The sequence below is a fragment of the Kitasatospora sp. NPDC058032 genome, assembly GCF_042885845.1.
Lineage (GTDB): Bacteria > Actinomycetota > Actinomycetes > Streptomycetales > Streptomycetaceae > Kitasatospora.
In genome coordinates, this window is record NZ_JBHVRK010000028.1 from 15,768 (window position 1) to 39,946 (window position 24,179).

23 protein-coding genes and 1 pseudogene are annotated in these 24,179 nt (G+C 74.0%); 14 read left to right on the plus strand and 10 right to left on the minus strand.

Going from position 1 to position 24,179, the window contains the following annotated elements:
* Nucleotides 1–14 precede the first annotated feature (14 nt).
* Nucleotides 15–968 carry a LuxR C-terminal-related transcriptional regulator gene (locus tag ACFVUH_RS31500; protein WP_387916781.1) on the minus strand — a complete coding sequence of 318 codons (954 nt, stop codon included), beginning with the start codon at nucleotides 966–968 and terminating at the stop codon, nucleotides 15–17.
* 630 nt (nucleotides 969–1,598) lie between these two features.
* Here ACFVUH_RS31500 and ACFVUH_RS31505 point away from each other — a divergent pair.
* The 7 genes from ACFVUH_RS31505 (at nucleotide 1,599) to ACFVUH_RS31535 (ending at nucleotide 9,080) form a co-directional block, all read left to right on the plus strand.
* Nucleotides 1,599–2,543 (plus strand): ABC transporter permease, encoded by a 945-nt coding sequence (locus ACFVUH_RS31505; protein WP_387916783.1) that lies wholly within the window; start codon nucleotides 1,599–1,601, stop codon nucleotides 2,541–2,543.
* Between the two features lie 2 nt (nucleotides 2,544–2,545).
* A complete protein-coding gene (locus ACFVUH_RS31510; protein ID WP_387916785.1) occupies nucleotides 2,546–3,454 on the plus strand; it encodes an ABC transporter permease in 909 nt (302 codons plus the stop codon).
* A complete protein-coding gene (locus ACFVUH_RS31515; RefSeq protein WP_387916786.1) occupies nucleotides 3,451–4,269 on the plus strand; it encodes an ATP-binding cassette domain-containing protein in 819 nt (272 codons plus the stop codon). Before ACFVUH_RS31510 ends, ACFVUH_RS31515 begins: the two co-directional genes overlap by 4 nt.
* Nucleotides 4,266–5,069: an ABC transporter ATP-binding protein gene (locus ACFVUH_RS31520; protein WP_387916787.1), complete on the plus strand. Its 804-nt coding sequence runs from the start codon at nucleotides 4,266–4,268 to the stop codon at nucleotides 5,067–5,069. The genes ACFVUH_RS31515 and ACFVUH_RS31520 overlap by 4 nt, the downstream gene beginning before the upstream one ends.
* 133 nt (nucleotides 5,070–5,202) lie before the next feature.
* Nucleotides 5,203–6,819: an ABC transporter substrate-binding protein gene (locus ACFVUH_RS31525; RefSeq protein ID WP_387916788.1), complete on the plus strand. Its 1,617-nt coding sequence runs from the start codon at nucleotides 5,203–5,205 to the stop codon at nucleotides 6,817–6,819.
* A gap of 28 nt (nucleotides 6,820–6,847) precedes the next feature.
* Nucleotides 6,848–7,867, plus strand: coding sequence for an LLM class F420-dependent oxidoreductase (locus ACFVUH_RS31530; RefSeq protein ID WP_387916790.1), 1,020 nt, complete (start codon nucleotides 6,848–6,850; stop codon nucleotides 7,865–7,867).
* A 118-nt stretch (nucleotides 7,868–7,985) separates the two neighbouring features.
* Complete coding sequence (locus ACFVUH_RS31535; protein WP_387916791.1) at nucleotides 7,986–9,080, plus strand: LLM class flavin-dependent oxidoreductase; 1,095 nt, start codon at nucleotides 7,986–7,988, stop codon at nucleotides 9,078–9,080.
* 113 nt (nucleotides 9,081–9,193) lie between these two features.
* On the opposite strand, the gene ACFVUH_RS31540 is transcribed toward ACFVUH_RS31535, so the two are convergent.
* On the minus strand, nucleotides 9,194–10,384 hold the full coding sequence (locus tag ACFVUH_RS31540) for an alpha/beta hydrolase family protein (protein WP_387916792.1): 1,191 nt from the start codon (nucleotides 10,382–10,384) through the stop codon (nucleotides 9,194–9,196).
* 167 nt (nucleotides 10,385–10,551) lie between these two features.
* Here ACFVUH_RS31540 and ACFVUH_RS31545 point away from each other — a divergent pair, with 167 nt between their 5' ends.
* The 4 genes from ACFVUH_RS31545 to ACFVUH_RS31560 all read left to right on the plus strand — a co-directional run bounded on the left by ACFVUH_RS31545 (nucleotide 10,552) and on the right by ACFVUH_RS31560 (nucleotide 14,523).
* Nucleotides 10,552–11,703, plus strand: a complete 1,152-nt coding sequence (locus tag ACFVUH_RS31545) for a sensor histidine kinase (RefSeq protein ID WP_387916793.1) — start codon at nucleotides 10,552–10,554, stop codon at nucleotides 11,701–11,703.
* Nucleotides 11,700–12,389: a response regulator transcription factor gene (locus ACFVUH_RS31550; RefSeq protein ID WP_355364255.1), complete on the plus strand. Its 690-nt coding sequence runs from the start codon at nucleotides 11,700–11,702 to the stop codon at nucleotides 12,387–12,389. Before ACFVUH_RS31545 ends, ACFVUH_RS31550 begins: the two co-directional genes overlap by 4 nt.
* A gap of 630 nt (nucleotides 12,390–13,019) precedes the next feature.
* Nucleotides 13,020–13,235: a hypothetical protein gene (locus ACFVUH_RS31555; protein ID WP_355364261.1), complete on the plus strand. Its 216-nt coding sequence runs from the start codon at nucleotides 13,020–13,022 to the stop codon at nucleotides 13,233–13,235.
* Between the two features lie 52 nt (nucleotides 13,236–13,287).
* The gene (locus ACFVUH_RS31560) at nucleotides 13,288–14,523 is read left to right on the plus strand and encodes an SPFH domain-containing protein (protein ID WP_387916795.1); all 1,236 of its coding nucleotides are present in this window, start codon (nucleotides 13,288–13,290) and stop codon (nucleotides 14,521–14,523) included.
* Nucleotides 14,524–14,898: 375 nt separating this feature from the next.
* On the opposite strand, the gene ACFVUH_RS31565 is transcribed toward ACFVUH_RS31560, so the two are convergent.
* The gene (locus tag ACFVUH_RS31565; RefSeq protein WP_355364267.1) at nucleotides 14,899–15,264 is read right to left on the minus strand and encodes a hypothetical protein; all 366 of its coding nucleotides are present in this window, start codon (nucleotides 15,262–15,264) and stop codon (nucleotides 14,899–14,901) included.
* Nucleotides 15,265–15,408: 144 nt separating this feature from the next.
* On the opposite strand from ACFVUH_RS31565, the gene ACFVUH_RS31570 reads away from it, so the two are divergent.
* The 3 genes from ACFVUH_RS31570 to ACFVUH_RS31580 are packed head-to-tail and all read left to right on the plus strand — an operon-like array spanning nucleotide 15,409 to nucleotide 17,164.
* Nucleotides 15,409–15,768, plus strand: a complete 360-nt coding sequence (locus ACFVUH_RS31570; RefSeq protein WP_387916797.1) for a hypothetical protein — start codon at nucleotides 15,409–15,411, stop codon at nucleotides 15,766–15,768.
* Entirely contained in the window at nucleotides 15,765–16,778 is a 1,014-nt protein-coding gene (locus tag ACFVUH_RS31575) for a hypothetical protein (protein WP_387916799.1), read from the plus strand. Before ACFVUH_RS31570 ends, ACFVUH_RS31575 begins: the two co-directional genes overlap by 4 nt.
* Nucleotides 16,775–17,164 (plus strand): roadblock/LC7 domain-containing protein, encoded by a 390-nt coding sequence (locus tag ACFVUH_RS31580; RefSeq protein ID WP_063350516.1) that lies wholly within the window; start codon nucleotides 16,775–16,777, stop codon nucleotides 17,162–17,164. The genes ACFVUH_RS31575 and ACFVUH_RS31580 overlap by 4 nt, the downstream gene beginning before the upstream one ends.
* A gap of 56 nt (nucleotides 17,165–17,220) precedes the next feature.
* On the opposite strand, the pseudogene ACFVUH_RS31585 reads toward ACFVUH_RS31580, so the two are convergent.
* The 7 genes and pseudogenes from ACFVUH_RS31585 to ACFVUH_RS31615 form a co-directional block, all read right to left on the minus strand.
* Nucleotides 17,221–17,355: pseudogene (locus ACFVUH_RS31585) on the minus strand (IS5/IS1182 family transposase); the annotation flags it as partial.
* A gap of 1 nt (nucleotide 17,356) precedes the next feature.
* The gene (locus ACFVUH_RS31590; RefSeq protein WP_355364278.1) at nucleotides 17,357–17,857 is read right to left on the minus strand and encodes a tetratricopeptide repeat protein; all 501 of its coding nucleotides are present in this window, start codon (nucleotides 17,855–17,857) and stop codon (nucleotides 17,357–17,359) included.
* A gap of 176 nt (nucleotides 17,858–18,033) precedes the next feature.
* A complete protein-coding gene (locus ACFVUH_RS31595) occupies nucleotides 18,034–19,455 on the minus strand; it encodes an MATE family efflux transporter (protein WP_387916802.1) in 1,422 nt (473 codons plus the stop codon).
* A 9-nt stretch (nucleotides 19,456–19,464) separates the two neighbouring features.
* Entirely contained in the window at nucleotides 19,465–20,496 is a 1,032-nt protein-coding gene (locus tag ACFVUH_RS31600; RefSeq protein WP_387916803.1) for a cysteine synthase family protein, read from the minus strand.
* Nucleotides 20,497–20,535: 39 nt separating this feature from the next.
* On the minus strand, nucleotides 20,536–21,879 hold the full coding sequence (locus ACFVUH_RS31605; RefSeq protein WP_387916805.1) for a Y4yA family PLP-dependent enzyme: 1,344 nt from the start codon (nucleotides 21,877–21,879) through the stop codon (nucleotides 20,536–20,538).
* Nucleotides 21,870–22,877, minus strand: coding sequence for an ornithine cyclodeaminase family protein (locus tag ACFVUH_RS31610; RefSeq protein ID WP_387916806.1), 1,008 nt, complete (start codon nucleotides 22,875–22,877; stop codon nucleotides 21,870–21,872). The genes ACFVUH_RS31605 and ACFVUH_RS31610 overlap by 10 nt, the downstream gene beginning before the upstream one ends.
* 53 nt (nucleotides 22,878–22,930) lie before the next feature.
* Entirely contained in the window at nucleotides 22,931–23,926 is a 996-nt protein-coding gene (locus ACFVUH_RS31615) for a TauD/TfdA family dioxygenase (RefSeq protein ID WP_387916808.1), read from the minus strand.
* Nucleotides 23,927–24,179: the final 253 nt, after the last annotated feature.

A 24,179-nucleotide genomic window follows, 5' to 3' on the forward strand; every position in this document is an offset into this window, starting at 1 on the left:
AGGTCGGTGGTGGGTCAGCCGGCGAGGCCGTGGCGGTGGGCGTAGAGGGCGGCGCGGAGGCGGTCGGAGTGGCCGGTCTTGCGCATGGCGGAGGTGAGGTGCTTCTTCACGGTGGCTTCCGCTAGGGCGAGTTCGCGGCCGATCTCGGCGTTGCTGAGGCCCCGGGCGAGCTGGGCGAGGACTTCGCGTTCGCGTTCGGTCAGGCCGACCTGCTGGAGGGCCGGTTCGGCGGCCTGGCCGGCCAGGCTGGCGGGGTGGACGCGGGCCGGGGGCGGGGCGGGGAGGAAGACCGAGCCGCCGGCGGCGGCGAGTTGGACGGCGCCGATGATGCGGTCCTCGGGCAGGTCCAGCGGGAAGCAGCCGACGGCGCCGGCCAGCAGGATGCGGCTGGCCTCGGCGGTGGACTCGGCGCGTCTCAGCAGGACGACCCGGGTGTCGGGGGCGCCCTCCGGCCCGCGCAGGGCGACGGCGGCGGCCAGGTCCTCGCCGAGCGAGGCGCCCCGGCCCAGCAGGACGACGTCCGGCCGGACCCTGCGGACGGCGGCCACGGCGGCGGCCGGGTCCCCGGTGCTGCCGACCACGGTCAGCCCCGGCGCCGTGGCCAGTACGGACCGCAGGCCGGCACTGGCCACGGGGTGCCGTTCGACCAGGAAGACCCGGGTGGTGCCGGCCGCGGCCTCCTCGCTGCCGCACACCGGGTGCCCGCACTCGCAGGCGGCGGCCGGTGCGGCGGGCTGCGGGCCGGGCTCGGCCAGCAGCTGGTGACCGGCGATCAGGTCGAGCGGGTTGTCGATCTCGCTGTGCAGTGCCTCGGCCCCGATCACCGGGCCGACGCCGATGTGCGAGAGCCGGCGGGCGCTGCCCCGGTGCGGGGCCCGGTGCGGATGCGGGTCGCGGGCGCCGGTGGGGAGGGCGCGCTGGGGGGCGTACTGGGCGGGTGCGTACTGCGACAGGGCGTACTGCGGCATGGCGGGTGCGGTTCCCTCGGACGTGGCGGGCCGGCTCGTGGGCACGGTTGCTGCGGCGGGGCCTGGTACGGAGGTCGCGGGCCGGAGGCGGCGGGCGGCGGGGCGTACGGGCCTGGTGCGGGAGCGCTGCTGCCGGGGGTCGGGGCTCGGCGTCAGCGCTGGAGAGCGCGAGGACACAGCTCGTCGAAACACCTGCGGTGCCACGAGCCGCCGATACCGACCAGGGTGTAGCCGGTCCGCCGGATTGCCATGCCGACAGGGTAGTTCCGGGCCTCGTAGCAGGTCAAGGACGGGACGGCGGTCCGGCGGAGGCGGTAGCCGGCTGCCCCGCGCGGCCGATCCTATGACCGGGGGTAACAGCATGAACTGCTGACTGGCTGTCAACGCCGCCCATCCGCGACCTTCATGACGTCGGCCTTCCGCCGCCCACCCGGTGCGCCGAGCCGTTCCGACGTGCCCCGGACCGTTCCGGCGCGTCCCGGCCCGCCGCCAGGGCCGCCCCCTCGAAGGTCCCCCGCAGACTGCCCGCCGGTGCCACCGGCCCCGTCCGGAAAGGAATTCCGCCATGCCCGCCGCCGACCACCGGACGGCCGCCCGACCCGGCGCGGCCCAGCCCCGAGGAGTGCGCGGATGACCGGGTTCCTGCTGCGCCGCCTGCTGCTCGCGGTGCCGACCCTGCTCGGGGTGACGGTGGTGGTGTTCGCCACGGTGGCCCTGGTGCCGGGCGATCCGCTGACCGCGCTGCTGGGACCGGGCGCCCCGCCGGAGGCCCGCCACGAGCTGTCCGAACGACTGGGCCTGGACGAGCCGTTGCCGCTGCGCTACCTCGGCTGGCTGGGCGGGGCGGCCGGCGGCGACCTCGGGGTCTCCATCTCGGCGCAGCGCCCGGTGGCCGAACTGCTCGGCTCCGCGCTCGGCCAGACCCTGCTGCTGGCCGGCGCCGCCTTCCTGCTGGTGCTGGCCGGCGGGGTGCTGCTGGGGGCCCTCGGCGCGCTGCGGCCGAACGGCCCGCTGGGCCGGCTCTGCGACGCGCTGGGCACGCTGGCGGTCTCCGCGCCGCAGTACTCGGTGGCGCTGCTGCTGATCGCGGTGTTCGCGGTCAACCTGCGCTGGCTGCCGGCCGGCGGCACCCACGACGTGTTCGGCGACGGCGGCGCGGGCGACCTGCTGCGCCACCTGGTGCTGCCCGCCGTGGCGGCGGCACTCGTACCGCTGGGCCTGACGGCCAAGGTGTTCCGGGCGGCGCTCTCCACCGTGCTGGCGGGGGAGTTGGCAGACAGCCTGCGGGCCCGCGGCCTGAGCCGGTTCGCGGTGCTGCGGCACTGCGTGCACAACGCCTCGCCGGCCCTGCTGACCATCGGCGGCCTGCAACTCGCCTACCTGCTGGAGGGCGTGGTCTTCGTGGAGACCCTGTTCGCCTGGCCGGGCGTCGGCCGGCTGCTGTACGACGCGCTGACCGCCCGCGACCTGCCGCTCGTCCAGGGCGGGGTGCTGGTGGTGGCGGTCGCCTTCGTCGGGATCAACCTGCTGGTGGACGCCGCGCACGCGGCGATCGACCCGCGCGTGCGGAGCTGACCGTGACGCTGACCACCAAACCCGCCAAACCCGCCGGACCCGTCGAGCCCGGACCCGTCGAGCCCGGAGCCGTCCGGCGCGCCCCCCGGGACGTCCTGCTGCTGCTCTCCGCCGGGGCCGCCGCCCTGCTGGTGCTGCTCGCCCTCGGCGCGCCGCTGGTGGCCCCGTACGACCCGGCGGCCGGCTCGCTGGAGGACCGGCTGCTCGACCCGGGCGCCCCCGGCCACCCGCTCGGCACCGACGGCCAGGGCCGGGACGTGCTCAGCCGGCTGCTCTGGGCCGGCCGGGCCTCGCTGGTCGGCGGCCTGGTACCGGTGCTGGTGGCCGTCACCGTCGGCACCCTGCTGGGCATCGCCGCCGGGCTGGGCGGCCGGGTCACCGAGCAGGTGCTGCTGCGCGCCCTCGACGTGCTGTACGCCTTCCCCGGGGTGCTGCTCGCCATCGCGGTGGCCACCCTGCTGCGGCCCGGCCTGGGCGCCACCGTGCTCGCGCTCTCGGTGGTGCTCACCCCGGCGGTGGCCCGGGTGGCCTTTACCGAGCTGCGGCGCATCCGCACCGCCGAGTACCTGGAGGCCGCCCGGGTCAGCGGGGCCGGCGGGCTGGACCTGGCGGTGCGCCAGGTGGTGCCGGTGGTCGCGCCGGTGGTGCTGGTGTACGCGGCCTCGCTGGTCGGCCTGTCCGTGGTGTACGCGGCCGGGCTGTCCTTCCTGGGTCTGGGCGTGGCGCCGCCCACCGCCGAGTGGGGCGCGATGCTCGACGAACTGCGCCCCAGCCTGTTCACCCACCCGTGGGTGGCGGTGCAGCCGGCCCTGGTGATCCTGCTGGTCTCGGTGGTCTTCAACACCCTCGGCGAGCGGCTGCGCCGACGGATCGGCGACAGCGGAGCACACCTTCCGGAGGCGGGCCGATGAGTGTCCTGGACGTGGCCGGACTGGCCGTGGAGTACCCCGGCGGAGTCCGGGCGGTGGACGGGGTCTCCTTCTCCGTCGACGCGGGCGAGGCGCTGGTCCTGCTGGGCGAGTCCGGCAGCGGCAAGACCACCGCCGCCCGTACGGTGCTCGGCCTGCCCGGGCGCGGGGCCCGGGTCAGCGGCTCGGTGACGCTCTCCGGCACCGACCTGCGGGCCCTGGACGCCCGGGGCTGGTCCCGGGTGCGCGGCGCCCGGATCGGCTACGTCCCGCAGGACCCGACCGGCTCGCTGGACCCGCTGCGCCGGATCGGCCCGCAGCTCGCCGAAGTCCTGCTGCGCCACCGGCGGGCCGACGGCCGCCGGGCCGCCCGGGAGGCCGTGCCCGCCCTGCTCGCCGAGGCCGGGGTGGCGGAGCCGGAGCGCGTCGCCCGCGCCTACCCGCACGAACTCTCCGGCGGGCTGCGCCAGCGAGCGGCCATCGCCATCGCGGTCTGCTGCGGCCCCGAGCTGCTGATCGCGGACGAGCCCACCACCGCCCTGGACGCGCTGGTGCGGGGCCGCGTCCTCGACCTCTTCGACGAGCTGCGCCGCCGGCGCGGCATCGCCCTGCTGCTGGTCACCCACGACCTGACGGCGGCCCGCCGGATCGGCGGCCGGGTGGCCGTGCTGCGGGCCGGCCGGATCTTCGGCACCGGGCCGACCGAGCAGGTGCTCGGCGCGAGTCCCGGCACCGCCGCCGATGCCGATGCCGATGCCGATCCTGCCGCCGATGCTGCCGATGGCATGGTGGCCGCCGAACCGGGAGGCCGTCGATGAGCGCCGAGTCCGCCGCCGGCACACCGCTGCTGGAGATCACCGAGGTCCGCAAGGGCTTCCGCCGGGGCACCCTCGCCCTGGACGGCGTCAGCCTGCGGGTGGCACCCGGCGAGACGGTCGGCCTGGTCGGCGAGTCCGGCTCCGGCAAGTCCACGCTGGCCCGGCTCGCCCTGGGCCTGCTCGCCCCCGACGAGGGCACCGTCCGGTTCGCCGGACAGGACCCGTACGGGCTGCGGGGGCGGCGGGCCCGACCCGTCCGCGCCCGGCTCCAGTTCGTGCCGCAGCACCCGCGCGGCTCCCTCAACCCCGCGCTGCGGGCCGGCGAGGCGGTGGCCACCGCGCTGCGCCTGCACGGCACCCCGCGCCGGGAGCGGCCCGCCGCCGTGGCGGAGCTGTTCGGGCAGGTCGGCCTGGGCGCCGAGCTGGCCGCGCGCTACCCCCGGGAGCTGTCCGGCGGGCAGCTCCAGCGGGTGGCCGTGGCCCGGGCCCTGGCCACCCGGCCGGACCTGGTGGTCTGCGACGAGCCGACCTCCGCCCTGGACCCCGCGGTGCAGGAACGCCTGCTGGACCTGCTCGCCGGACTCCAGCAACGCACCGGCCTGGCCTACCTGTTCATCTCGCACGACCTGGCGGTGGTCCGCCGGATCGCGCACCGGGTGCTGGTGCTGAGGCATGGCCGGGTGGTCGAGGAGGGCAGCGCCGAGACCCTGTGGTCGGCCCCCGCCCACCCGTACACCCGGGCCCTGCTGGCGGCCGCCGAGTGCGGGCCGGCGCCCGTCCTCCAGGGCGCCAGCGACTGAGCCCGTCCACAACCGCACGTCCCGCCGCCCCATCGCCGCCCTTCCAGCCCCTGACCGCGCGCCCTGCCGCCGCCCCTCCGCCGCCCCTTCCCCGTCCCCGTACCGCCGACCCGACCAGCGACAAGGAACAGCCATGACGCACCACCGCCCCGCCCGCATCAGCACCAGAGTCGGCGCGCTGCCGGCCGCCGCCGTCGTGCTGCTCGCCACCGCGGGCTGCGGCTCCGGGACGGAGGCCCCGGCCGCCGGCGGCGAGGGCCGGGGCGGCACCCTGGTGGTCGGCGCCACCGGCAAGCTGCCCAACCCCGACACCGTGATCGGCGGGGCCGGCTTCGAGGGCAAGCGGCTGGTCAGCTTCCAGATCTACGAGGGCCTGACCCGCTACGACCTGTCCGTCACCGACCGCCCGCCGGCCGTCACCGGCGCGCTCGCCGAGTCCTGGAAGGTCGCCGAGGACTCCCGCACCTGGACCTTCAAGCTGCGCCAGGGCGTCACCTTCCAGGACGGCACCCCCTTCGACGCCGACGCCGTGCTGTTCAACCTGGACCGCTACCTCAACAAGCAGAGCGAGCACTACACCGACGCGATCGGCGCCGCCGCCACGGAGTACGCGGGCTCCATCACCACCTACCGCAAGCTCGACGCCGACCACGTCGAACTGGTCACCAAGGACCCCAACGGCCACTTCCCCGAGGACCTGGCGCACGTCCTGATCGCCAGCCCCACCGCGGTGAGGAAGACCGGCTCCAAGGACTTCGCCAAGCAGCCCGTCGGCACCGGCCCGTTCTCCTTCGTCTCGCACACCGAGGGTCAGCAGATCGAACTGGCCGCCAACAAGTCCTACTGGCGCGGCGCGCCCAAACTGGACCGGCTGATCGTCAAGCCGCTGCCGGACGCCGCCGCCCGCACCGCCGCACTGCGCTCCGGCGGGGTCAACTGGATCGAGTACCCCAACCCCGACGACATCGAGAGCCTCCAGCGGGACGGCGTCCGGATCTCCACCAACAGCTACGACCACCTCTGGTACTGGATCCTCGACACCTCCAAGGCGCCCTGGAACGACCCCCGGGTGCGCAAGGCCGCCAACTTCGCCGTCAACCGGCAGGCCATCGCCGAGAAGCTGCTGCGCGGCACCGCCGACCCGGCCCTCCAGGCCGCCCCGCGCGCCACCTTCGCCTACGACCCGGCCGGCGACGCCTACGGCTACGACCCGGCCAAGGCCAAGGCGCTGCTCGCCGAGGCCGGGGTGGCCGGCGGCTTCAGCACCTCCGTCACGGTGCCCACCGGCGGCTCCGGCAACCTGCTGCCCGTGCCGATCGCCGAGGCCATCCAGCGCGACCTGGCAGCCGTCGGCATCAAGGTCGAACTGCGCACCACCGACTGGTCCACGCTGATCGGTGCCGAGGCCAAGGGCCAGGTCGCGCTCGGCTCGGACGCCATCGCGCAGTCCACCACACTGTTCCAGTCCGAGGCGCTGCTGCCGCTGTTCATCGGCTCCAACAGCCCGTTCTGGACGGGCCACTACAGCAACCCCAAGGTCGACGAACTGCTGAATTCCGCCTCCGCCCAGCCCGACCAGGCCAAGCGGCAGGCCGACTACCGCCAGGCGCTCTCCCAGGTGACCGCCGACGCGCCCTGGCTGTTCGTGGTCAACGACCGCAACCCGCGCGCCCTCTCGCCCAAGGTGCAGGGCCTGGTGCAGCCGCAGTCCTGGTTCATCGACCTGACCACCGTCTGGATCGGCAAGTAGTGACCCCCGTACGAGAGAAGGCCGCTCGATGACCACCCCGCACGCACCCGACCGCCGCGCCGAGCCGCCGAAGTGGGGCATCACCCTCCCGCTGCCCGGCCTGACCATCGACCGGCACCGCTTCATCGTCGAACGGCTGCCGGAACTCGGGTACACCGACGTCTGGAGCGCCGAGGGCGGCGGCACCGACGCCTTCACCCCGCTGGCCGCCACCGCCGCCTGGTCCCCCTCGCTGCGGATCGGCACCGGCATCGTCCCGGTGCACACCAGGGGCCCCGCCGTACTCGCCCAGACCGCCGCCACCCTGGCCCAACTCGCCCCCGGCCGCCTGCTGCTGGGAATCGGCGCCTCCGTGCCGGCGCACGTCACCGACATCAACGGCATCCCCTTCGACGAACCGTTCAAGCGCACCCGGGACGTGCTGCGCTTCCTCACCCGGGCACTGCGCGGCGAGCACATCGCCGGGGACTTCGACACCTTCTCGATCACCGGCTACCGGCTGCCGCACCCGCCCGTCGAACCGGTCAAGGTGATCCTGGGCGCGCTGCGCCCCGGCATGCTGAAGCTCGGCTTCAACGAGGGCGACGGCGCGATCACCAACCTGCTCTTCCCCGAGGACGTGCCCAAGGTGCTGGACGCCGTCGGGCCGCAGCCGCCGGGCAAGGAACTGGTGGTCAAGGTGTTCGTCTGTCCCACCGAGGACGCCGACTACGCGCACCGGGCCTCCCGGCCGTTCCTGGCCTGGATCCTCAACCGCGAGCCCTACCGCAAGTTCCACGAGTGGCTGGGCCACGGCGAACTGCTGAAGGAGACCCACGAGCGCTGGGCGGCCGGCGACCCGGAGGGCTCGCAGCGGGCGCTGCCGGACGAGGTGGTCGACGGCCTGTTCGTCTCCGGCTCGCCCGAGGAGTGCCGGGAGCGCATCCTGCGGTACCACCGGCCCGGCGTCACCACCATCCAGCTGTACGTGTCGCTGCCGCCCGAGGTGTTCGTCAGCCGGGCCCGACTGCTGGACACCCTGGCCCGGCTCGGCCCGGCCGCCGGGTAGCGCCGCCGGGCAGCGCGCCCCGGTCCATGGCACCCGGCCCCTGCCCAGGGACGGCCCGGCAGGGGCCCGGGCAGGGCGCGCACCCCCCCCGTACACCCGCGAACGCGGAGGCAGAGCAATGGAGTTGGAGATCCGGGGCGGCGTGAGAGCCGCCCCCGTACACGGCCGGACACCGCGCGAGCGGCAGGCGCTGCGCTTCGCCCCGGACCTGCGGGAGCGCGCCGCCGACCCCGGGCACGTCGCCCGGACGGCCTGCGAGAACGAGGAGGACGGGCTGGACAGCGCCCTCGTGGTGCAGTCCAGCTCCTGGCCGGACCCGTGGCTGGTGGCCACCTGGGCCCTGGCCGCCACCAGCCGGCTGCGGATCGCCGTCGCCCACCGCGTCGGCACCACCGCGCCCACCGTCGCCGCCCGCCAACTAGCCACCCTGGACCGGCTGTCGGGCGGCCGGGCGGCGGCCCACGTGATCGTCGGCTCCAGCGACCTCGACGTCGCCCGGGACGGCGACCTGCTCGGCAAGCAGGACCGCTACCGGCGCGCCGACGAGTACCTCACCCTGCTGCGCCGCTCACTGACGGCGGAGGAGGAGTTCGACCACAGCGGCGAGTTCTACCGCGTCCAGGGCGCCCGCCCCGGGCTGCGGCCCGAGCCGCGCGGCGAACTGCTCTCCTTCGGGGGCTCCTCCCCGCAGGGCGTACGGCTGGCGGCCCGGCACGCCGAGGTGTACGCCGTACCCGCCCTGCCGCTGCCCGACACCCGCCGCCGGATCACCGAAGTGCGGGAGGCGGCCGCCGGGTTCGGGCGGGTGGTGCGGATCTGGCGGCACCTCACCCTGGTGCTGGCCGACACCGACGAGGCCGCCCGGGACAAGGTCCGCGAGCTGCGCCGGGAGGCGCTGCGGCTCACCGCCGGTCCGGACGGCCACCGGTTCGTCCAGGCCGTCGCCCTGGACCGCGACCGCGAGCGGGGCCGGGCCGCCGAGGAGCGGCCGGGCGAGCAGGTGGCCGCCTACGTCCGCCGCTCCTTCGCCGCCGCGTACGCGGGCTCGCCCGCCACCGTCGCCCGCCGGATCAACCTGCTGCGGGCGGGCGGGGTGGACATCGTCCAGCTCGACCTGTCGACCGAGACCGACCAGGACCGGGCTCTGCGGCGGGAACTCGTCGCGCTGCTCCGCTCGCCCGGGGCTGCGGCCGCCCGACAGCGGGGCTGGTAGCCGCGGGCCCGTCCGGGGTGCCGCTTTCCTGTCGGGATGGCGGAGGCGCCGCCCCGCCGGATTGCCCGGGTCGTGATCCTCCCCGCGCAGCCGAGGAGACCGACGACCCTCGCTCACCGGGCGTAGTCGACCTCGGGGAAGTCGGGGGAGGGGCCGTCGAGCAGCTGCCCCTGGTCGCGGAGGTGGAGGTCGAAGAAGGCTCGCGGGTAGGCGCGTTGGAACGCGTGTGCCCGGTGCGCGGGGATCGTCCCGACCTCTTCCTCCAGATCGGCCGGTGACCTGCCCAGGAGAGGGGCGATCAGCGGCAGGATCAGCACATCGTCGCCGAACGACTGGTGCGCGGCTCCCCGTACGGTCAGATGCAGGCGCCAGCCGCGCAGACGCGACCAGAACGCGCGCAGGGCGGGGTTGCTCTCCATGCCGCCCTTGCCCGGGGTGTCCACGACCAGGAACGGGCGGTCGAGCCCGGCGTCCACCACCGGGCCCGCCGCGCCCCCGTCCAGGCTCGCTCCCGCCGTGATCCGCCCGTCGGTGAGCATCGTCGCGGCGGTGGTGGCGCCGCCCAGGGAGTGGCCGAGCATGCCGACGCGCCGCAGGTCGAGCGCCCCGCGCATGCCGGTGGGCAGCGGGGTGCGGCAGACGCCGGGGTGGCCACCCGCGCGGAGGACGGCGAGCCGGTCCAGGACGAAGCGGATGTCGGCGGTACGGACCGCGAGGGCCTTGGCGTAGTCGCTGATCCCGCCCAGCGGATTCGTCTCGACGCGTCCACCGGGGAAGGCGACCACCGCCGCGTCGTAGGTGTGGTCGACGGTGACCACCAGGAAGCCGTGACTGGCGAGGTCTTCCACGACGCCGGTGCCGAACGACCGTGACGCGTCGGAGCCGGGAGAGTAGAGCACGACGGGCAGGGGGCCTGGTGGGCCGCCGACGGGAGCGCCCTCGTGGCCGTGGGTGCCTCCCAGTCGTACCCGGCCGGGAGGCAGGCCGAGGAGGCTCAGGTACCGGTCGGCCGCCGCCGGAGGCATCCAGGGAGCAGTGGGGCGGGCCGCGCAGTCGCGGGCGGGGTACCAGATGCTGATCATCAGCTCACGGCAGGGGCGGGAGGGTACCCAGGGGTCCGGCCGTGCGGTGTCGGCCAGGTGCAGCGCGATCGTGCCCAGCGGGTACGGTCCGTTCGGGGCGGGCAGCTGGAACCGCACGGGTTCCTCCTGCCTCGGCCGCGCGACGGCCACCGGGGCGAGCGGACCCGAGACCATGGCGGCGGCCAGTCCGGCGCACGAGGACAGCAGTGTTCTCCGATTCATGGCTTCACTGTTCCGTCCGACGAGCCCGGCGGCTTCGCCCCCGGGGAGGAACCCGGTGTCAGCCCAGGAGGGTACGACGGGCATCAGCCGCGTGGATGACTCAGCCCGGGAGATGACGTCCTCCGGGCTGACAGGCCCCGGGCCCCCGTGTGGATAGCGTGGCCGGCATGGGCGACGGGGAGTCACGGCCGCTGGTGGCCGGACGTCTGCGGGACGGACAGTGGCACGGCGTGGACACGGTCGCGGCCGTGCTCCTCGCCCTGGCGTTCGGCGCGAGCGAGACGTGGAGCGGTGGCTGGGGCGCGGGAGCCGTGGCGGCGGTGGTCTGGCTGCCGGTCGCGGTGCGGCGTAGACGGGCCGTCCGGGTTCTGTACACGGTCCTGGCCGGAGCGGTCCTCGCCATGGTGTTCACCGGATGGGAGGAGTCCTGGATCCCCGTCGGGGCCGCCCTGTACACGGTGGCGGCGCGGGAACCGCGGCGCCGGTCCGCGACGGCGCTCGGCTGCTCGCTGGGCGCCGTCGCGGCGGCCATGGCCCTCGTACCGCGACCGGTCCCGGCCTCCGGGGTCGCGTGGGGCGTCGTCTTCGCGTCTTTGATGATGACCCTGCCCTGGCTGGTGGGTACCGCGCTGAGAGAGCAGCGGTCGTACGCGGAACTCGCCGCCCGGCAGGCCGTGACGGACGAGCGCCTGCGGATCGCCCGCGAGCTCCACGACGTGGTGGCCCACCACCTGACCGTCATCGCGGTACGGGCCGAGGTGGCCTGTGCGGTGGCCTCCACCAACCCGCAGGAGGCCGAGCGGACCCTCGCCCTGGTCGGGAAGGCGGGCCGGACGGCGCTCACCGAGATGCGCCGCATGCTCGGCGTTCTGCGATCACCCGGTGACGGAGCCGAGTTGGGGGCCGCCCCCGGTCTGGCGGACCTGCCCGCGCTCGCGGACGGCGCAGGCCCGCGGGTGGAGCTGTCCGTCGACCCGGATCCACCGCTCCCCCCGGGGGTGGAACTGGCGGTCTACCGGATCGTTCAGGAAGCCCTCACCAATGTCGTCAGGCACGCGGGATCGGCGGACTGCCGGGTGAACCTGTTCCGGGTGGGTTCCGAGGCGGTCGAGATCGAGGTCGTCAACGACGCGCCGTCCCCGCTCCCGTCCCGGCTCCCGTCCCGGCTCCCGTCCCGGCGTCCTGGCGGCGGGCACGGACTCATCGGGATGCGGGAGCGGGCGGCCATGTGCGGCGGGACCCTCTCCGCCGGCCCCCTGGCGACGGGCGGATTCCGGGTGCATGCGTGGCTGCCCTGCGGATCGGAGACAGCACGGTGAACCGGCCGGTCCGGGTTCTCATCGCCGATGACCAGGCGCTGTTGCGGGCGGGCTTCCGTCTGCTCATCGAGAGCGTGCCGGACCTCACCGTCGCAGGTGAGGCCGGCAGCGGTGAACAGGCCGTCGAACTCGCCCTGCGACTGCGGCCCGACGTCGTGCTGATGGACATCCGGATGCCGGGCACGGACGGTCTGGAGGCCACCCGGCGCATCTGCGCGGACCCGGACGCCGTCGGCACCCGTGTGCTGGTCCTCACCACGTTCGACCTGGACGAGTACGTGTACGCGGCACTCCGCGGCGGAGCCAGCGGATTCCTCCTGAAGGACATCCTCCCCGCCGACCTGCTGACAGCCTTGCGGGTGGTCGCCTCCGGCGACGCCCTGCTCGCGCCCGCGGTCACCCGCCGTCTGATCCGCGAGTTCGCCGGACGCCACGAGCCGGGCCCGCGACTCGCCCGGGAGCTGGCGGGCGTGACCCCACGGGAACGGGAAGTCCTCCGCTTGGTGGCCCGGGGACTGCCCAACCTCGTGATCGCCGAGCGACTGGGGCTGAGCGTCGCGACCGTCAAGACACATGTCCGGCGGCTGCTGGCCAAGCTCGACGCCCATGACCGGGCCCAGATGGTCGTCATCGCCTATGAGACGGGCATGGTCACCGCGGGTGGGAACCTCCCGTCCACGGGTTGACGCCTCACCGGCCGGGACGGTGGACCTGAAGGGGACGCCCCGGCGGGTTGCCGAGTTCGGGGTTGTCGAGGGGGGAGGGCACGTCCGACTCGGTGGGCGGATCCGAGGACGGGGCCGTAGGAGACGATCACCGAGCCGCCGCTGGGCAGGTTCGGCTTGGCGATCGCGTCGGCGGCGATCAGCGTGGACACCGGTCTCCGACCTCGACCGTACCGACAGGCCCCTCGACTGGATCGCGGCCGGACAGCACCGGCGCGCCCGGGGCCGCCGACGTCGGCAGCAGGGCCCGGCCCGGCCGCAGGTCACGCACCGAACGCCGGGAGCGACGCTGTGTGGCGTTCGCCCGCCGCCTTGACGACGGTGCCGACGTCATCCGGGCGGCCCGGCAGTCCGCCGATACGGGTGGTCGGCGGCCCAGCCTCCGAGCCGGGTGCCCGGGAAACGCCTCCCTGCTGCGGCCGGAGTACCGTGGAAGGGGTCGGGCGGTCGCGCCGCGCGCGCTGCTCGCAGGCATTCTGCCGAAGGACTCGACCGGGGGCCCGGCGCCTCCAGGAGGGGTGCTGCCCGTGGCCGTTCGTTCTCCGGCCGCCCACTGCGCCGTCGTGTCGCACGGCGCGAGGTGTCATGTACGTGGCTGACGACTCCCGGCAGAGCCCGGTCGGAGCCGTCGGGAGGGTGACGGTGCCGATCCCGACGGACGGGCCGGGCGAGGTGCTGGTCGGCCTGCGTGGGGGGTCGGAGGTGTTCGCGGCTTGGTCCGCCGGGCCGATCGCGGTCAACACCCGGGTGGTCGTGATCGACACGATCTCCGCCCGGTCGGTGCTCGTCGAGCCAATGCCGTCCTGAGTCCGGCGGCCCCTGCGGCCCCGTCGATCTGTTGCAGGTCAGGTGGTTCGTCATGTTGTTCTGGCACGTGCCCGCGCCCAACGAGGCCATGCTCATCTCCGGTTCCAAGCGGCAGTCGCAGGACACCCAGTTCCGGATCGTCACGGGCCACGGGAGCTTCGTCGTTCCCGTCAAGCAGAAGGCCCGCATGCTGTCCCTCGCCCTGCAGGAGGCGGAGATCGCCGAGGACTGCGTCACCCAGCAGGGGATCCGGCTCACGGTCCGCGCGGTCTGTGTCTTCAAGGTCGGCGACGACGCCGTGTCGATCGCCAACGCCGCCCGGCGCTTCCTGTCCGAGCAGGACCAGATGCAGGAACTGGTCGGACGGATCTTCGCAGGCCACCTGCGCTCCATCATCGGCGGGCTGACCGTGGAGCAGATCATCAGGGAACGCAGCCGGGTCGCCCAGGAAGTCATGGCGGGCAGTCACGGCGAGATGGAGAAGCTCGGCATCGTGGTGGACGCCCTGCAGATCCAGGAGATCGAGGACGCCACCGGCTACATCGACAACCTCGCCGCACCGCACGCGGCGGCGGTGGCCAGTCAGGCCCGGATCGCCCAGGCCAAGGCCGACCAGGAGGCGAGCGAACGGGAGCAGCAGGCCGCCGCGCTCAAGGCCGAGTACGAGCGGGACACCGCGATCAAGCGGGCCGGCTTCCTCGCGGAGACCGAGCAGTCCAGGGCACGCGCCGCACAGGCCGGGCCGCTCGCCGAGGCACGAGCCACCCAGGAGGTCACCGAGGAACAGACCGCCCTCGCGCAGCGCAACGCGGCGCTGACGGCGCAGCGGCTGGAGGCGGAGGTGCGGCGCCCGGCCGACGCCGAGGCCTACCGGAAGCGGACGCTGGCCGAGGCGGACCGCGACCGGGTGAAGTTCGAGGCCGACGCCGGCGCCTACACGGAACGGACCCTCGCCGAGGCCCAGGCGGACGCCAACACCGCCCGCGCGGCGTCGCTGCGGGACGGCAACCAGGAGCTGATCGCGGCCAACCGGATCGTGGAGAACCTTCCCGCACTCGCCGACGCGGCGGCCCGGGGCATGGCGGGCGCCGATCTGACCGTCCTGAACGGCACCGACGGGGTGAACCAGATCGCGGCCGGCATCGCCGGCCAGGCGCTGGCCATACTACGGTCCCTCCAGCACTCGACAGCGGCCTCGACGGCCGGCGCGTCGGTCGCCCCCGGCGCGTCGGCCGTCGACCCGAACGTTCACGGCCGCCCCGCGCCCCGGCTCCCGAACCGGAGCTGACCCGGATGTGTGCCGCGCGCGGCGTGGTCGAGCCGATTCCGCGGCACCGCCGGAGCACCGGCGCTTCGGCGGTTCGACGGTTCGACCACGGTATTCCGGCGCTCCGTCGCCGGCCGGACCAGCCGGGGGTGAATATGACGCTCAGTCATCGGAAAGTCACGCAATTCCGTGGCCGGCGTACACCCGCGATATTCGCGGTCCGATTCCCGCGGACGGATCTCCGTCGTCGGTTCGTTGTGCTCCGCATTCGCTCCGCCCGGAGTTCCACGCGCGAGTCGCGGCCCGCGCGGGCCTTCCGGACAGCCCTTCGGGCAGAGCCTTCGGGCGGGCCTTCCGGGCGGGGTGCGGACACCCGGGCCGCCGGCCCGGCCTCGGCTAGACGTCGAGAGCGGCCTCGATGCGCTTGAGACCGTGCCGGGCGAGCGCGAGGTTGGAGCGCGAGCGGTCCAGCGCCAGGTAGAGGAAGAGCGAGCCGTGACTGCGGGTCAGCGGGCGGATCAGGTGGTACTGGGTGCCGAGGGTGATCAGGATGTCCTCGATGACATCGTCGATCGACAGCGCGGCCAGGGCGCGTATCTTCGCGCGAACGACCTCGGTGTTGGCGGCGGCCGCAATCTCCAGGTCGAGCTGCGGCCCCCCGCCGAGGAGCCCGAGTGACATACCGCTCTCGTAGTCGGCCACGGCCACTCCGATGGCCCCCTCGATGGCCATCGCGTCCTTGAGTGCGTCGTCAATGTTCATGCGCTGTTCGTCCTTTGCGTGACTTCCGGGCAGAACTCCCGTGTGCGGTAACAAAGTAGCAAGAAGCCACCGGTTGTGGTCACCTCGTGAAAATGATGGAATAAAGTACGCTGCCGGGGTTCAGAACGTGAAGGGGTACTACTGGTGCGGGCACTCGAAGCTTCCCTCTCCGATGTGCTCGGCTCCCCCGGAGTGGTCGGTGCCGCGCTCGTCGACGCCGTCACAGGTCTCGGCTACCAGTCCGCCGGGGACCACCGGCTGCTCGGGACCGGAGCCGAACTCGCCGAGCTGACCAACCTGATCGGCGAGCGGCTGTACGAGGCAGGGGCGGAGAGCGAGTTGGAGAGCCTGGTGGTCACCAGCACCCGCCATCACCAGGTCGTCCAGGTGGTGTCCCGGCAGGGCGACCCCCTGCTGCTGGCCACCGTGCTGGACCGGGAGCGGACCAACCTGGCGCTGGCCGTCCGCCAGACCGCCGACAGTGCGCAGGACTTGCTGGCATGACCGACCGGTCCCACGACACGGCGCCACCCGCCATGCCCGCAGTTCCCACGACGCCGGCTCCGCCCACCGCGCGCAACGTGCCCGCGCTGCTGCTCGCGCTGCGCCGGACGGAGTTCACCGGCTCGGTCACCGTCTCCAGCGCACCGGGCGGCACGATCCACCTGGAGCAGGGACTGGTCACCGCGATCGAGACCCCCGGGGCCCCGACCGCCGAGACCCTGCTGCTGAAGTCCCGGCGCGTCGGCGAGGAGGAGTGGGCGTCCGCCGAGACGGCCGTGTCCGCAGGCCGGCCGGTCGACGCTCCCCCGACCTGGGGCGGCGACCTCGGCGCGGCTCTGGTGGCTCAGGGGTCGATCGGCGCCGCCGAGCTCGAAGCCGTCTGCGCCGCCGCCGCCTTCGACGGGGCCTTCGCCCTGGTGCTGAGCCCGCCCGGCAGTTGGGAGACGGTCGAGGCGGCGCCGCCTGCCAGGATCGCGCTGCGCCCGGGCATCGAGCCGGAGCGGCTCTTCGAGGAGACCGCCCGGCGGACGGCCCTGCTGACCCGCCTCTGGGGACCGCCCGGCGAACTGGCCCGCATCCGGATCCGTCCTGCCGCCCGGGCCGAGTCCGGCGCGCTGCGGATCCCGGTCCGCTACCAGGAGGTCCTGGCCGCCGCCACCGGCCGCCGCACCGCGCGCGACCTCGGCTTCGCCCTGGGACGCGGTGTGTTCGCGGTGCTCCTCGACGTCGTACGGATGGACGCCCGGCACCTGCTCCACCGGGAACCGGAGCACCCGGCTGCCCTGGCCCCGAGCGTGGCCCCGCGCATGCCGACGAGCGAACCGCCGCCGGCCGACACCGGGCCGCTGCCGCGCCGCGTCCGCAGCGGACGAGGCGCGGGCGGCCCCGGCGGCCTGCCCGCCCGATCCGAGGGAGCGGCGGCCGCTTCCGGTGGTCCACCGAACGCACACCGCGCCGAGCACACCGCGCGCACCGAGACGACCGAGCAGAGCGAGAAGAGCGCACCATGAGCAGCCAGACACCGACCGCCGTGCTGGTCGACGAGTTGAAGTCCCTCCGCGACCGGGTCATGGGCATCTCGGAGAGTGTCATCTCCACCACCGACGGCCTGTTGGTGGCCGCCGACACGGCCGCCGTCCACCCCGAGTCGGCCGCCGCCCTGTCGGCCGCCATGCTCGGCCTCGGCCGGCGCACCGCGGCCGAGGTTGGCGTGGGTGGCCTGCGCGACGTGGTCACCCGCTGCAACAGCGGCTACGTCGTGGTGCTGGCGATCGGGGAGCAGGCGCTGCTGATGATCCTGGGGGACGAGGGCCTCGACGTCGCCGGCCTGCACCGCGAGTCGCCCGCCACGGTCCGCCGCCTGAGCGAGTTGCTCGGGATGGTCCCCGCGGTCTGAAGCCTGTTGCAGACGCCCGGGTGCGGGCAGGGCGGTGTTCGCTCTGGCCTGCTGGTTCAGGTGGTTCGGGCGAGGCTGTGCATGGGGGCGACGGCCTGCACCGCGTGGTGCAGGCCGTCGCCTTTCTGTCGGCGGTCTCGGAGGATCTTGTCGTTCTTCACGCGGGCGAAGGTGTGCTCGACGCGGGCGCGTTCAGGCGGTGTGGTGCAGGTCCTTGGCGTAGTACGCGATGGCGCGGCGGTAGCGCCGCACGTCCGGGTCCTCGCTCGTGGTGGCGAGCAGGTCGAGCAGCAGGCTCATCGCGCCGTGGTGGTCGCCGACGTTGAACAGGGCCATGCCGAGGAAGGTGCGCAGGGCGCCGTCGTTCGGGTGGCGTTGGACGCCGGCGCGCAGCGTGTCGACCGCTTCGGGGTAGCGGCCCAGGACGCGGTAGGTGCTGCCGAGACCGAGGAAGGCGCCGCGGTGGTCCTCCTCGGACAGGCCGGTGGTGGCGAGGCTGCGTTCGTAGAAGGCGACGGCCTCGGCCTCCAGGCCCATCCGGTCGTGGACGGATGCCGTGATGTAGGCGATCTCGGCGTCGTCCGGGAAGCGCGCGGACAGTTCCAGCAGGAGTGTCCGGGCTTCCTCGAAGCGCTCCTCGCCGCGCAGACGAGCGACTTCGGACAGGTCGGCTTCCTTGGTCTGTGTGCCCATGCACACATCGTCGCAGAGCCCGGGGCGGCTTCTCTCCAGGAGGGAAGGCGGGGGGAACGAAAGGGGAAGCGGTGTCCCGATGCTCGGCGCAGTTGTCCGGTGTTCGGCGCTGGAGGGCGGCAGTTCGCCCCAGGCCGCCTCGACGAGGCGGCCACCGGGACGACGCGGCCGTTGACTCACACCGCGGGTACTGCGGCCGGGCGGCCCTCCGCACGGGCGGTGAGCGCTTGCTCGTAGCGGCGCAGGAGCAGGACGGCGGTGGTGGCGAGGCCGATGAGCAGGCCGAGCCACAGGCCGCGGGTCTCGCCGTCGAGGGGGTGGGCGAGGAGCCAGGAAGCGGGCAGGCCGACGGCCCAGTAGCCGATGAGGGTGAGGCGGAAGCCGCTCTTGGTGTCGTCGAGTCCGCGCAGGAGGCCGACCCCGATGTTCTGGGCGCAGTCGAAGAACTGGAGGAGGGCGACGACGGCGAGCAGGCCGGTGGCGATGGCCAGGCCCTGCTGGTCGGTGGCGGAGTTCGGGTCGAAGTAGGGGCGCAGGACGAGGTCGGGGAGGGTGAGGTAGAGGGCGCCGACGACGGCCATCACGGCGGCGCCGCAGGCCAGGGCGGTGTTGCGGATGCGGCGGGCGGCGGCGTACTCGCCGAGGGTGATCTCGCGGCTGACGTTGATGGACGCGGCGTGGGACAGGCCGACGGAGACCTGGAAGACGATGTAGACGAGCTGGTTGACGGCGGTGTGCGCGGCGAGGGCGGCGGGGCCGAAGGTGCCGGCGAGCAGGGCGGTGGTGGAGAAGAACCCGGCCTCGGAGCCGTAGGTGGCGGCGATCGGGGTGCCGAGGCCGAGCAGTTTGCGCACGGTCTTCGGGTCGGCCTTCCAGAAGGCGAGGCTGAGCAGCGGGGCGAGCTGCGGGTCGCGGCGGGCGGCGGCGAGGAGGGCGAGCAGGGAGAGGAGGTGGACGCTGCTGGTGGCGACGCCGATGCCGGTGAGGCCGAGGGCGGGCAGGCCGAGGCTGCCGTGGATGAACGCCCAGTTGAGGGCGGCGTTGACGGCGACGGAGACGATGGTGATCCGCAGGAGGGCATGGGGGCGGCGCATGCCGACGGTGAACTGGCGGATCGCCTGGAACCACAGGCAGGGCACCAGGCCGGGGGCGAGGGCGTAGAGCATGTGCTGGGCGCGGTCGGCGACGGTGGCGTCCTGGCCGAGCCAGGTGGCCGCCTGGCCTATGAGGATCATCAGGACGGCTCCGGCGAGGCCGGCCAGGGTGGCCACCGCCAAGGCCGCGCGGACCAGGCCGCGGACCTCACGGTCACCGGCATCGGCGGCGGACTCTCCGGGGGTGGTGGCGAGTTCGGCGCGGGCGGCGGCCGAGGCGATCTGGTTGCCGACGGAGGTGGTCAGCCCCACGCCCATGGTCCGCAGCTGGTTGAAGATCACCAGGGCGAGGCCGCCGGCGGCCAGGGCCTCGGTGCCCAGGGCGCCCATCATGACGGTGTCGGTGGTGGTGAGGGCGACCTGGGCGAGCTGGGTGAGGGCGAGCGGGACGGCGAGCGCGGCGAGTGCGCGGCTGTCCCGGGCCAGGGTGTGGAGCTGGTGCATGACCGTCTTTCAGTTCCGGCGGAGCTTGGCGAGGGTTTCGTCGATCTCGGCCTCGACGGCCTCATCGATGAGGCCGCGGGCGTTCATCCACTCGTCGTTGAAGACGGTGTCCATGTACTTCTCGCCGCCGTCGTTGACGAAGGCGACCATAACGGCGTCCGGCGGCAGGGTCCGCAGGCGGGTCAGGGCGTCGTGGACGACGCCGCCGGCCGAGCCGCCGATGAGCAGGCCGGTGCGGCGGGCGACGACGCGGGCGGTGGCGAACGCCTCGATGTCGCCGACCTTGACGCCTTCGTCGATGAGGTCGTAGTCGACGAGCAGGCCGATGGTGGCGCCTTCGGGGGTGCCGGTGCCGGACTGGTAGTAGTCGTGGGCGGGCGGGCCGAACGCGATGGAGCCCTTGGGTTCGACGCCGACGACCGTGACGCCGGGCACGTGCTTCCTGAGTTCCAGCGCGGTGCCGCACAGGCCCCCGCCGGTGCCGACCGCGCCGACGAGTACGTCCACGCGGTTGTCGAGGGCCCGGGCGATCTCCCGGCCGACCGCGTAGTAGCCGACGGCGTTGCTGGGGTTGTTGTGCTGCTCGGTGAAGAAGGTGTTGTCCTTGCCCTTGGCCATCTGCTCGGCGAGCTCCTCGCGGGCCGCGGTGTGGAGCTCCTCCCCGTCGGTGTCCTCGTCGACGTGGACGAGTTCGGTGCCCATGGCCTTCATGGCGCGCAGTTTGTCGGCGGCGGCGTGGCTGTCGACGACGGCGGTGAAGCGGTAGCCGCGTTCGGCGGCCACCACCGCGAGACCGAGGCCGGTGTTGCCGGAGGTGGATTCGATGATGTGGCCGCCGTGGCGCAGGTCGCCGCGCCGCTCGGCGTCGAGGACCATCTGGCGGGCCATGCGGATCTTGGCGCTGCCGGTGGGGTTGAACATCTCCAGCTTGAGCAGGAGGCGGGCGCCGTTGTCGGCGCGGGCGAGCTCGAACAGCGGGGTGCGGCCGATGAGGTCGGAGATGCGGGTGACCACCGGCGGGCGGTGCAGGGCGTCGGTCATGGCGGCGGGGGCTCCCTCGGAAGCGGCGCGGTGGCGGGGTCAGGAGGCGGGGCGGCGGTCGAGGTGCCAGCGCAGGCGGCCCCCCTGGCGGTGGATGACGACCTTCATCGGCAGCGGCAGGTCGTGGAAGGGGGACTCGTTGGAGTCCATCTGGTAGCCGGCGGTGTTGGGGTAGACGAGCAGGTCTCCGGCGCGGGGGCGGCGGGGGAAGGCGATCTTGCGCCAGGTGAGCAGGTCGGAGTCCAGGCAGCTGGCACCGCCGACGCACGCCCGGTACTCTCCCGCCGTCGGCTCGGGCCGCTCGCCGAGGAGCCGGGGCTCCGGCAGGTACTCGCTGTCGAACCACTGCTCGGACAGGCTCAGGCTGGTGCCGTCGACGGTGACGATGCCGTACGCGGCGCGGTCCTTGACGCCCTGGACGGTGAACACCGAGGATCCGGCGCCGGCCAGCAGGGCGCGGCCGGGCTCCAGCAGCAGCATCACCCCGGCCTCGCGCAGGCGCTCCGCGAGCGGCGCGCCGGTGCCGTGCGGGCGGGCGGCGAGGACGGCGCGCAGGGCGTCGGCTCCGGCGACGGGCGAGTGGTAGGGGTAGAAGTCGTCTGCGTTGAACGCCTTCTGGGCGTGGTAGTCGTCGGGGCCCTGGGCAGCGAGGAAGGTCCGCCAGGAAGCGGCGGACGCGTAGTCGACGGCGAAGCCGCCGCCGATGCTGATCCGGTCGGCCCGCAGGCCGAGCGTGCGGGCCTTGAGGCACAGCTCGACGAGTTCGCCGGCGAGGTCGGCGCGGGGCTGCACCGCGTAGCCGGACAGGTGGAAGCTGAAGCCCTCCATCCGCACCCGCTCCCCGGCCGCCGCGCAGCGCTCCAGCGCTTCCTCCAGCTGTCCGTCGTCCATTCCGAACCGGCTCGTGGGCTGGCTGGGCGGGAAGCGGCGCAGCAGTGTCCGGACGGGCCCGGGCACGTCCAGGGCCAGGGCGCGGTCGAGTTCGTCGGGCGAGTCGAGGGTGATCAGGGCGCCTTGGAGCGCGGCGACGCGCAGGAGTCGGTCGCTCTTGGCGGGGCCGGTGACGACGAGGTCTTCGCCGCGAACGCCGTGGCCGAGGGCTTCGCGCAGTTCGCCGTGGCTGGCGACGTCGACACCCGCACCGGTGCGGGCGCAGCGCTCGACGAAGGCGGCGGCCTTGTTGGCCTTCTTGGCGAAGTACACCTTGCCCTCGACGGAGGCCTCGTCGAGGGCGGTGCGGAAGGCGGCGAGGTTGGTGTCGAAGCGTTCGGGCAGCACGTAGTGGAACGGGCCGCCGAGGGCGTGGGCGAGGTCGTGCAGGAGGCCGGAGGCGGCGAGTTCGTCGTCGAGCGGGTCGGGGTGGGCCGGGAGGGTCAGCGCCACAGCGGGACCTCGGTGCCCAGGCCCTGCTCGGCGGCGAGCTGGGCGAAGCGGTGGCCGAGCGCGATGTCGGTGACGACCAGTCCGCTGTTGTAGGCGAAGATGCGCTGGCCGGGGGCGGTGCGGGCGGTGGAGGCGCCGGCGAGGACGGCGGGCAGTTCCAGGTCGACGGCGGGGAGCCTGCCCTCGTCGTCGACCATGTCGGTGCCGGTGACCTGCATCTGGGCCTCGCTGGTGGCGATCACGCGGTCGGCCTGGTGCAGGGTGGAGGGGGCGAGGCCGTGGCCGACCAGGATCGTGACGGCGCCGGGCTTGAGCCAGCCCGCTTCGACGGCGGCGGGGGTGTGGCCGCCGGCGGTGGCGACGATGACGTCCGCGTCGCCCGCGGCGCGCTCGAGGTCGGTGACCAGCTCCGGCTCGCGGCCGGGGAAGTGACGCTCCAGCTCGGCGCGGACGGCGGCGATGCCCTCGGGGTGGGTGCCCGACAGCAGCAGGCGCTCCAGTCGGGGGAGGGTGGTGAGGAGGAAGGGCAGGGCGAGGCGGCCCTGGGTGCCGGTGCCGATGACGAGCGCGGTGCGGGCGTCGGGGGCGGCGCACTCGCGGGCCAGCAGGGCGGAGACGGCGGGGGTCCGCAGGGAGCCGATCCGGGAGCAGTCCATCATCGCGACCGGCAGGCCGGTGACGTCGTCGTAGATGCTCAGGGTCGTGTAGTAGTGCTGCTCCTCGCGGCCCTTGTCGAGGCCGTGCTTGTAGGAGGTCTTGACGGCGACGACGTCGCGCACGCCGTCGCGGCCGAGCATCGCGTAGGAGACGGAGTGGCCGTCGGCGGGCTTGACGGTGAGCTTGCGCGGGTTGTCGGACTGTCCGGCAGCCAGGGTGCGGTAGGCCTGTTCGACGGTGTCGACCACGTCGGCGAGGGTGATGTCGATGCCGGCGAGGTCGCTGGTGCTCAGGACGCGCAGGGACCCGTCGTGGGGCTTCACGGTGTCCTGGGTGCTCATCTTGGCTGTCCCTTCTGGGGGTCGGGCGCGGAAGGGGTGGTGCCGTGGGCGGCTCAGGCGGCCCAGGCTTCGAGGGCGGCCTGGCCGTAGCCGTGCTCGTGCTGTTCGGCGTCGGGGCGGGTGCGGCGGCCGGGGACGCGGACGGAGGCGCGCTTGAGCCAGCGGTCGGTGCCGTCGTAGCGGGCGGTGAAGGGGACCCGGCCGTGGACGGCCATGTCGTTGTCGACCACCAGGACGTCGCCGGGCCGGAGGCTGATCGCGACGGAGACGCGGGCGAGTTCGGCCGCCAGGCGCCCGTACGCCGCGCGCCAGGTCTCGTCGGCCTCCTCCAGCGGGGTGTAGGCGGGGTCGTAGCGCAGCGTCAGGCCGTCGGCGGCGGCGAACAGGGTGGGGACCGGGTCGGGCTTGCCGCCGAACTGCCGGGCTTCCTCGTAGGCGTCGTCGGGCAGGATCGGGGCGACCGGCCGGGTGAGCCGGGCGAGGTCCTCGTCGGAGAGAGTCGCCAGGCGGATGCCGGCCGCGGTGGTGGCGACGGCGTCGTGGTTGCGCATGCAGCACAGCAGCAGCAGGTGGGCGCGGCCGGGGTGGAAGGCGTCCTCGGTGTGCGGGGTGAGCAGCACGCTGCTGGAGGCGCCGGTCTGTACGGTCTCGTGTCCCGGGGAGGGGACGATGTTGTGGACGAAGCGTCCGTCCTGCTGGCCGTCCCAGGCGATCGGGGTGCCCATGAGGGTGGAGACCACGAGCAGGACGACGTCCCACAGGGCGCCGGCGTCGCCGACGGTGGACCAGTGGCCGGGTGTGGCGCCGAGTTCGGTGTCGTCGATGGTCAGGCCGCGCACGACGAACAGGCCGTCGGCGGTGTCGACGGGGCGCAGCACGTGGTGCAGGCCCCGGCTGAGGCGGGTGCGGACCCGGGGCAGGTCGGCGAGCAGCGCGGGGCTGGTGGCCGCGCCGTGGATGTCCAGCAGTTCGGCCGCGACGGCGGTGAGCTCGGCGACGTGGTCGGCTTCGAGCCGGCGTACCGGGGCAGGGGCGGCGGCGGTGGGCACGGTGGCACCTTCCATGGCGGACGCAGGGCGGGATCCGGGCGCGGCGGGGGAGCGACCCGGTGAAGGAGTGGTGGGGAGCGCGAGGGGCGTCAGGCCCGGCGGCCGGGCAGTCAGGAACGTAACAACCCCTTCTTGGTAAGGCAAGCCTTACCAAGAAGTTTGACTACATCTGTGTCATCGGTCACAGCGTCCGTGCGCCGCAGGAGTCCGTCGGCCTCAACGGTTGCTCCCACCACGCGATTTGGCGTCCCGT

What these genes read in the sequence shown, in the direction of transcription:
- ACFVUH_RS31505 (WP_387916783.1), top strand. Translation starts at nt 1,599, where the DNA reads ATGACCGGGTTCCTGCTGCGCCGCCTGCTGCTCGCGGTGCCGACCCTG.
- ACFVUH_RS31580 (WP_063350516.1), top strand. Translation starts at nt 16,775, where the DNA reads ATGAGCAGCCAGACACCGACCGCCGTGCTGGTCGACGAGTTGAAGTCC.
- ACFVUH_RS31600 (WP_387916803.1), bottom strand. Translation starts at nt 20,496, where the DNA reads ATGACCGACGCCCTGCACCGCCCGCCGGTGGTCACCCGCATCTCCGAC.
- ACFVUH_RS31500 (WP_387916781.1), bottom strand. Translation starts at nt 968, where the DNA reads ATGCCGCAGTACGCCCTGTCGCAGTACGCACCCGCCCAGTACGCCCCC.
- ACFVUH_RS31540 (WP_387916792.1), bottom strand. Translation starts at nt 10,384, where the DNA reads ATGAATCGGAGAACACTGCTGTCCTCGTGCGCCGGACTGGCCGCCGCC.
- ACFVUH_RS31575 (WP_387916799.1), top strand. Translation starts at nt 15,765, where the DNA reads ATGACCGACCGGTCCCACGACACGGCGCCACCCGCCATGCCCGCAGTT.
- ACFVUH_RS31515 (WP_387916786.1), top strand. Translation starts at nt 3,451, where the DNA reads ATGAGTGTCCTGGACGTGGCCGGACTGGCCGTGGAGTACCCCGGCGGA.
- ACFVUH_RS31560 (WP_387916795.1), top strand. Translation starts at nt 13,288, where the DNA reads ATGTTGTTCTGGCACGTGCCCGCGCCCAACGAGGCCATGCTCATCTCC.
- ACFVUH_RS31525 (WP_387916788.1), top strand. Translation starts at nt 5,203, where the DNA reads ATGACGCACCACCGCCCCGCCCGCATCAGCACCAGAGTCGGCGCGCTG.
- ACFVUH_RS31535 (WP_387916791.1), top strand. Translation starts at nt 7,986, where the DNA reads ATGGAGTTGGAGATCCGGGGCGGCGTGAGAGCCGCCCCCGTACACGGC.
- ACFVUH_RS31530 (WP_387916790.1), top strand. Translation starts at nt 6,848, where the DNA reads ATGACCACCCCGCACGCACCCGACCGCCGCGCCGAGCCGCCGAAGTGG.
- ACFVUH_RS31590 (WP_355364278.1), bottom strand. Translation starts at nt 17,857, where the DNA reads ATGGGCACACAGACCAAGGAAGCCGACCTGTCCGAAGTCGCTCGTCTG.
- ACFVUH_RS31610 (WP_387916806.1), bottom strand. Translation starts at nt 22,877, where the DNA reads ATGAGCACCCAGGACACCGTGAAGCCCCACGACGGGTCCCTGCGCGTC.
- ACFVUH_RS31595 (WP_387916802.1), bottom strand. Translation starts at nt 19,455, where the DNA reads ATGCACCAGCTCCACACCCTGGCCCGGGACAGCCGCGCACTCGCCGCG.
- ACFVUH_RS31520 (WP_387916787.1), top strand. Translation starts at nt 4,266, where the DNA reads ATGAGCGCCGAGTCCGCCGCCGGCACACCGCTGCTGGAGATCACCGAG.
- ACFVUH_RS31565 (WP_355364267.1), bottom strand. Translation starts at nt 15,264, where the DNA reads ATGAACATTGACGACGCACTCAAGGACGCGATGGCCATCGAGGGGGCC.
- ACFVUH_RS31545 (WP_387916793.1), top strand. Translation starts at nt 10,552, where the DNA reads ATGGGCGACGGGGAGTCACGGCCGCTGGTGGCCGGACGTCTGCGGGAC.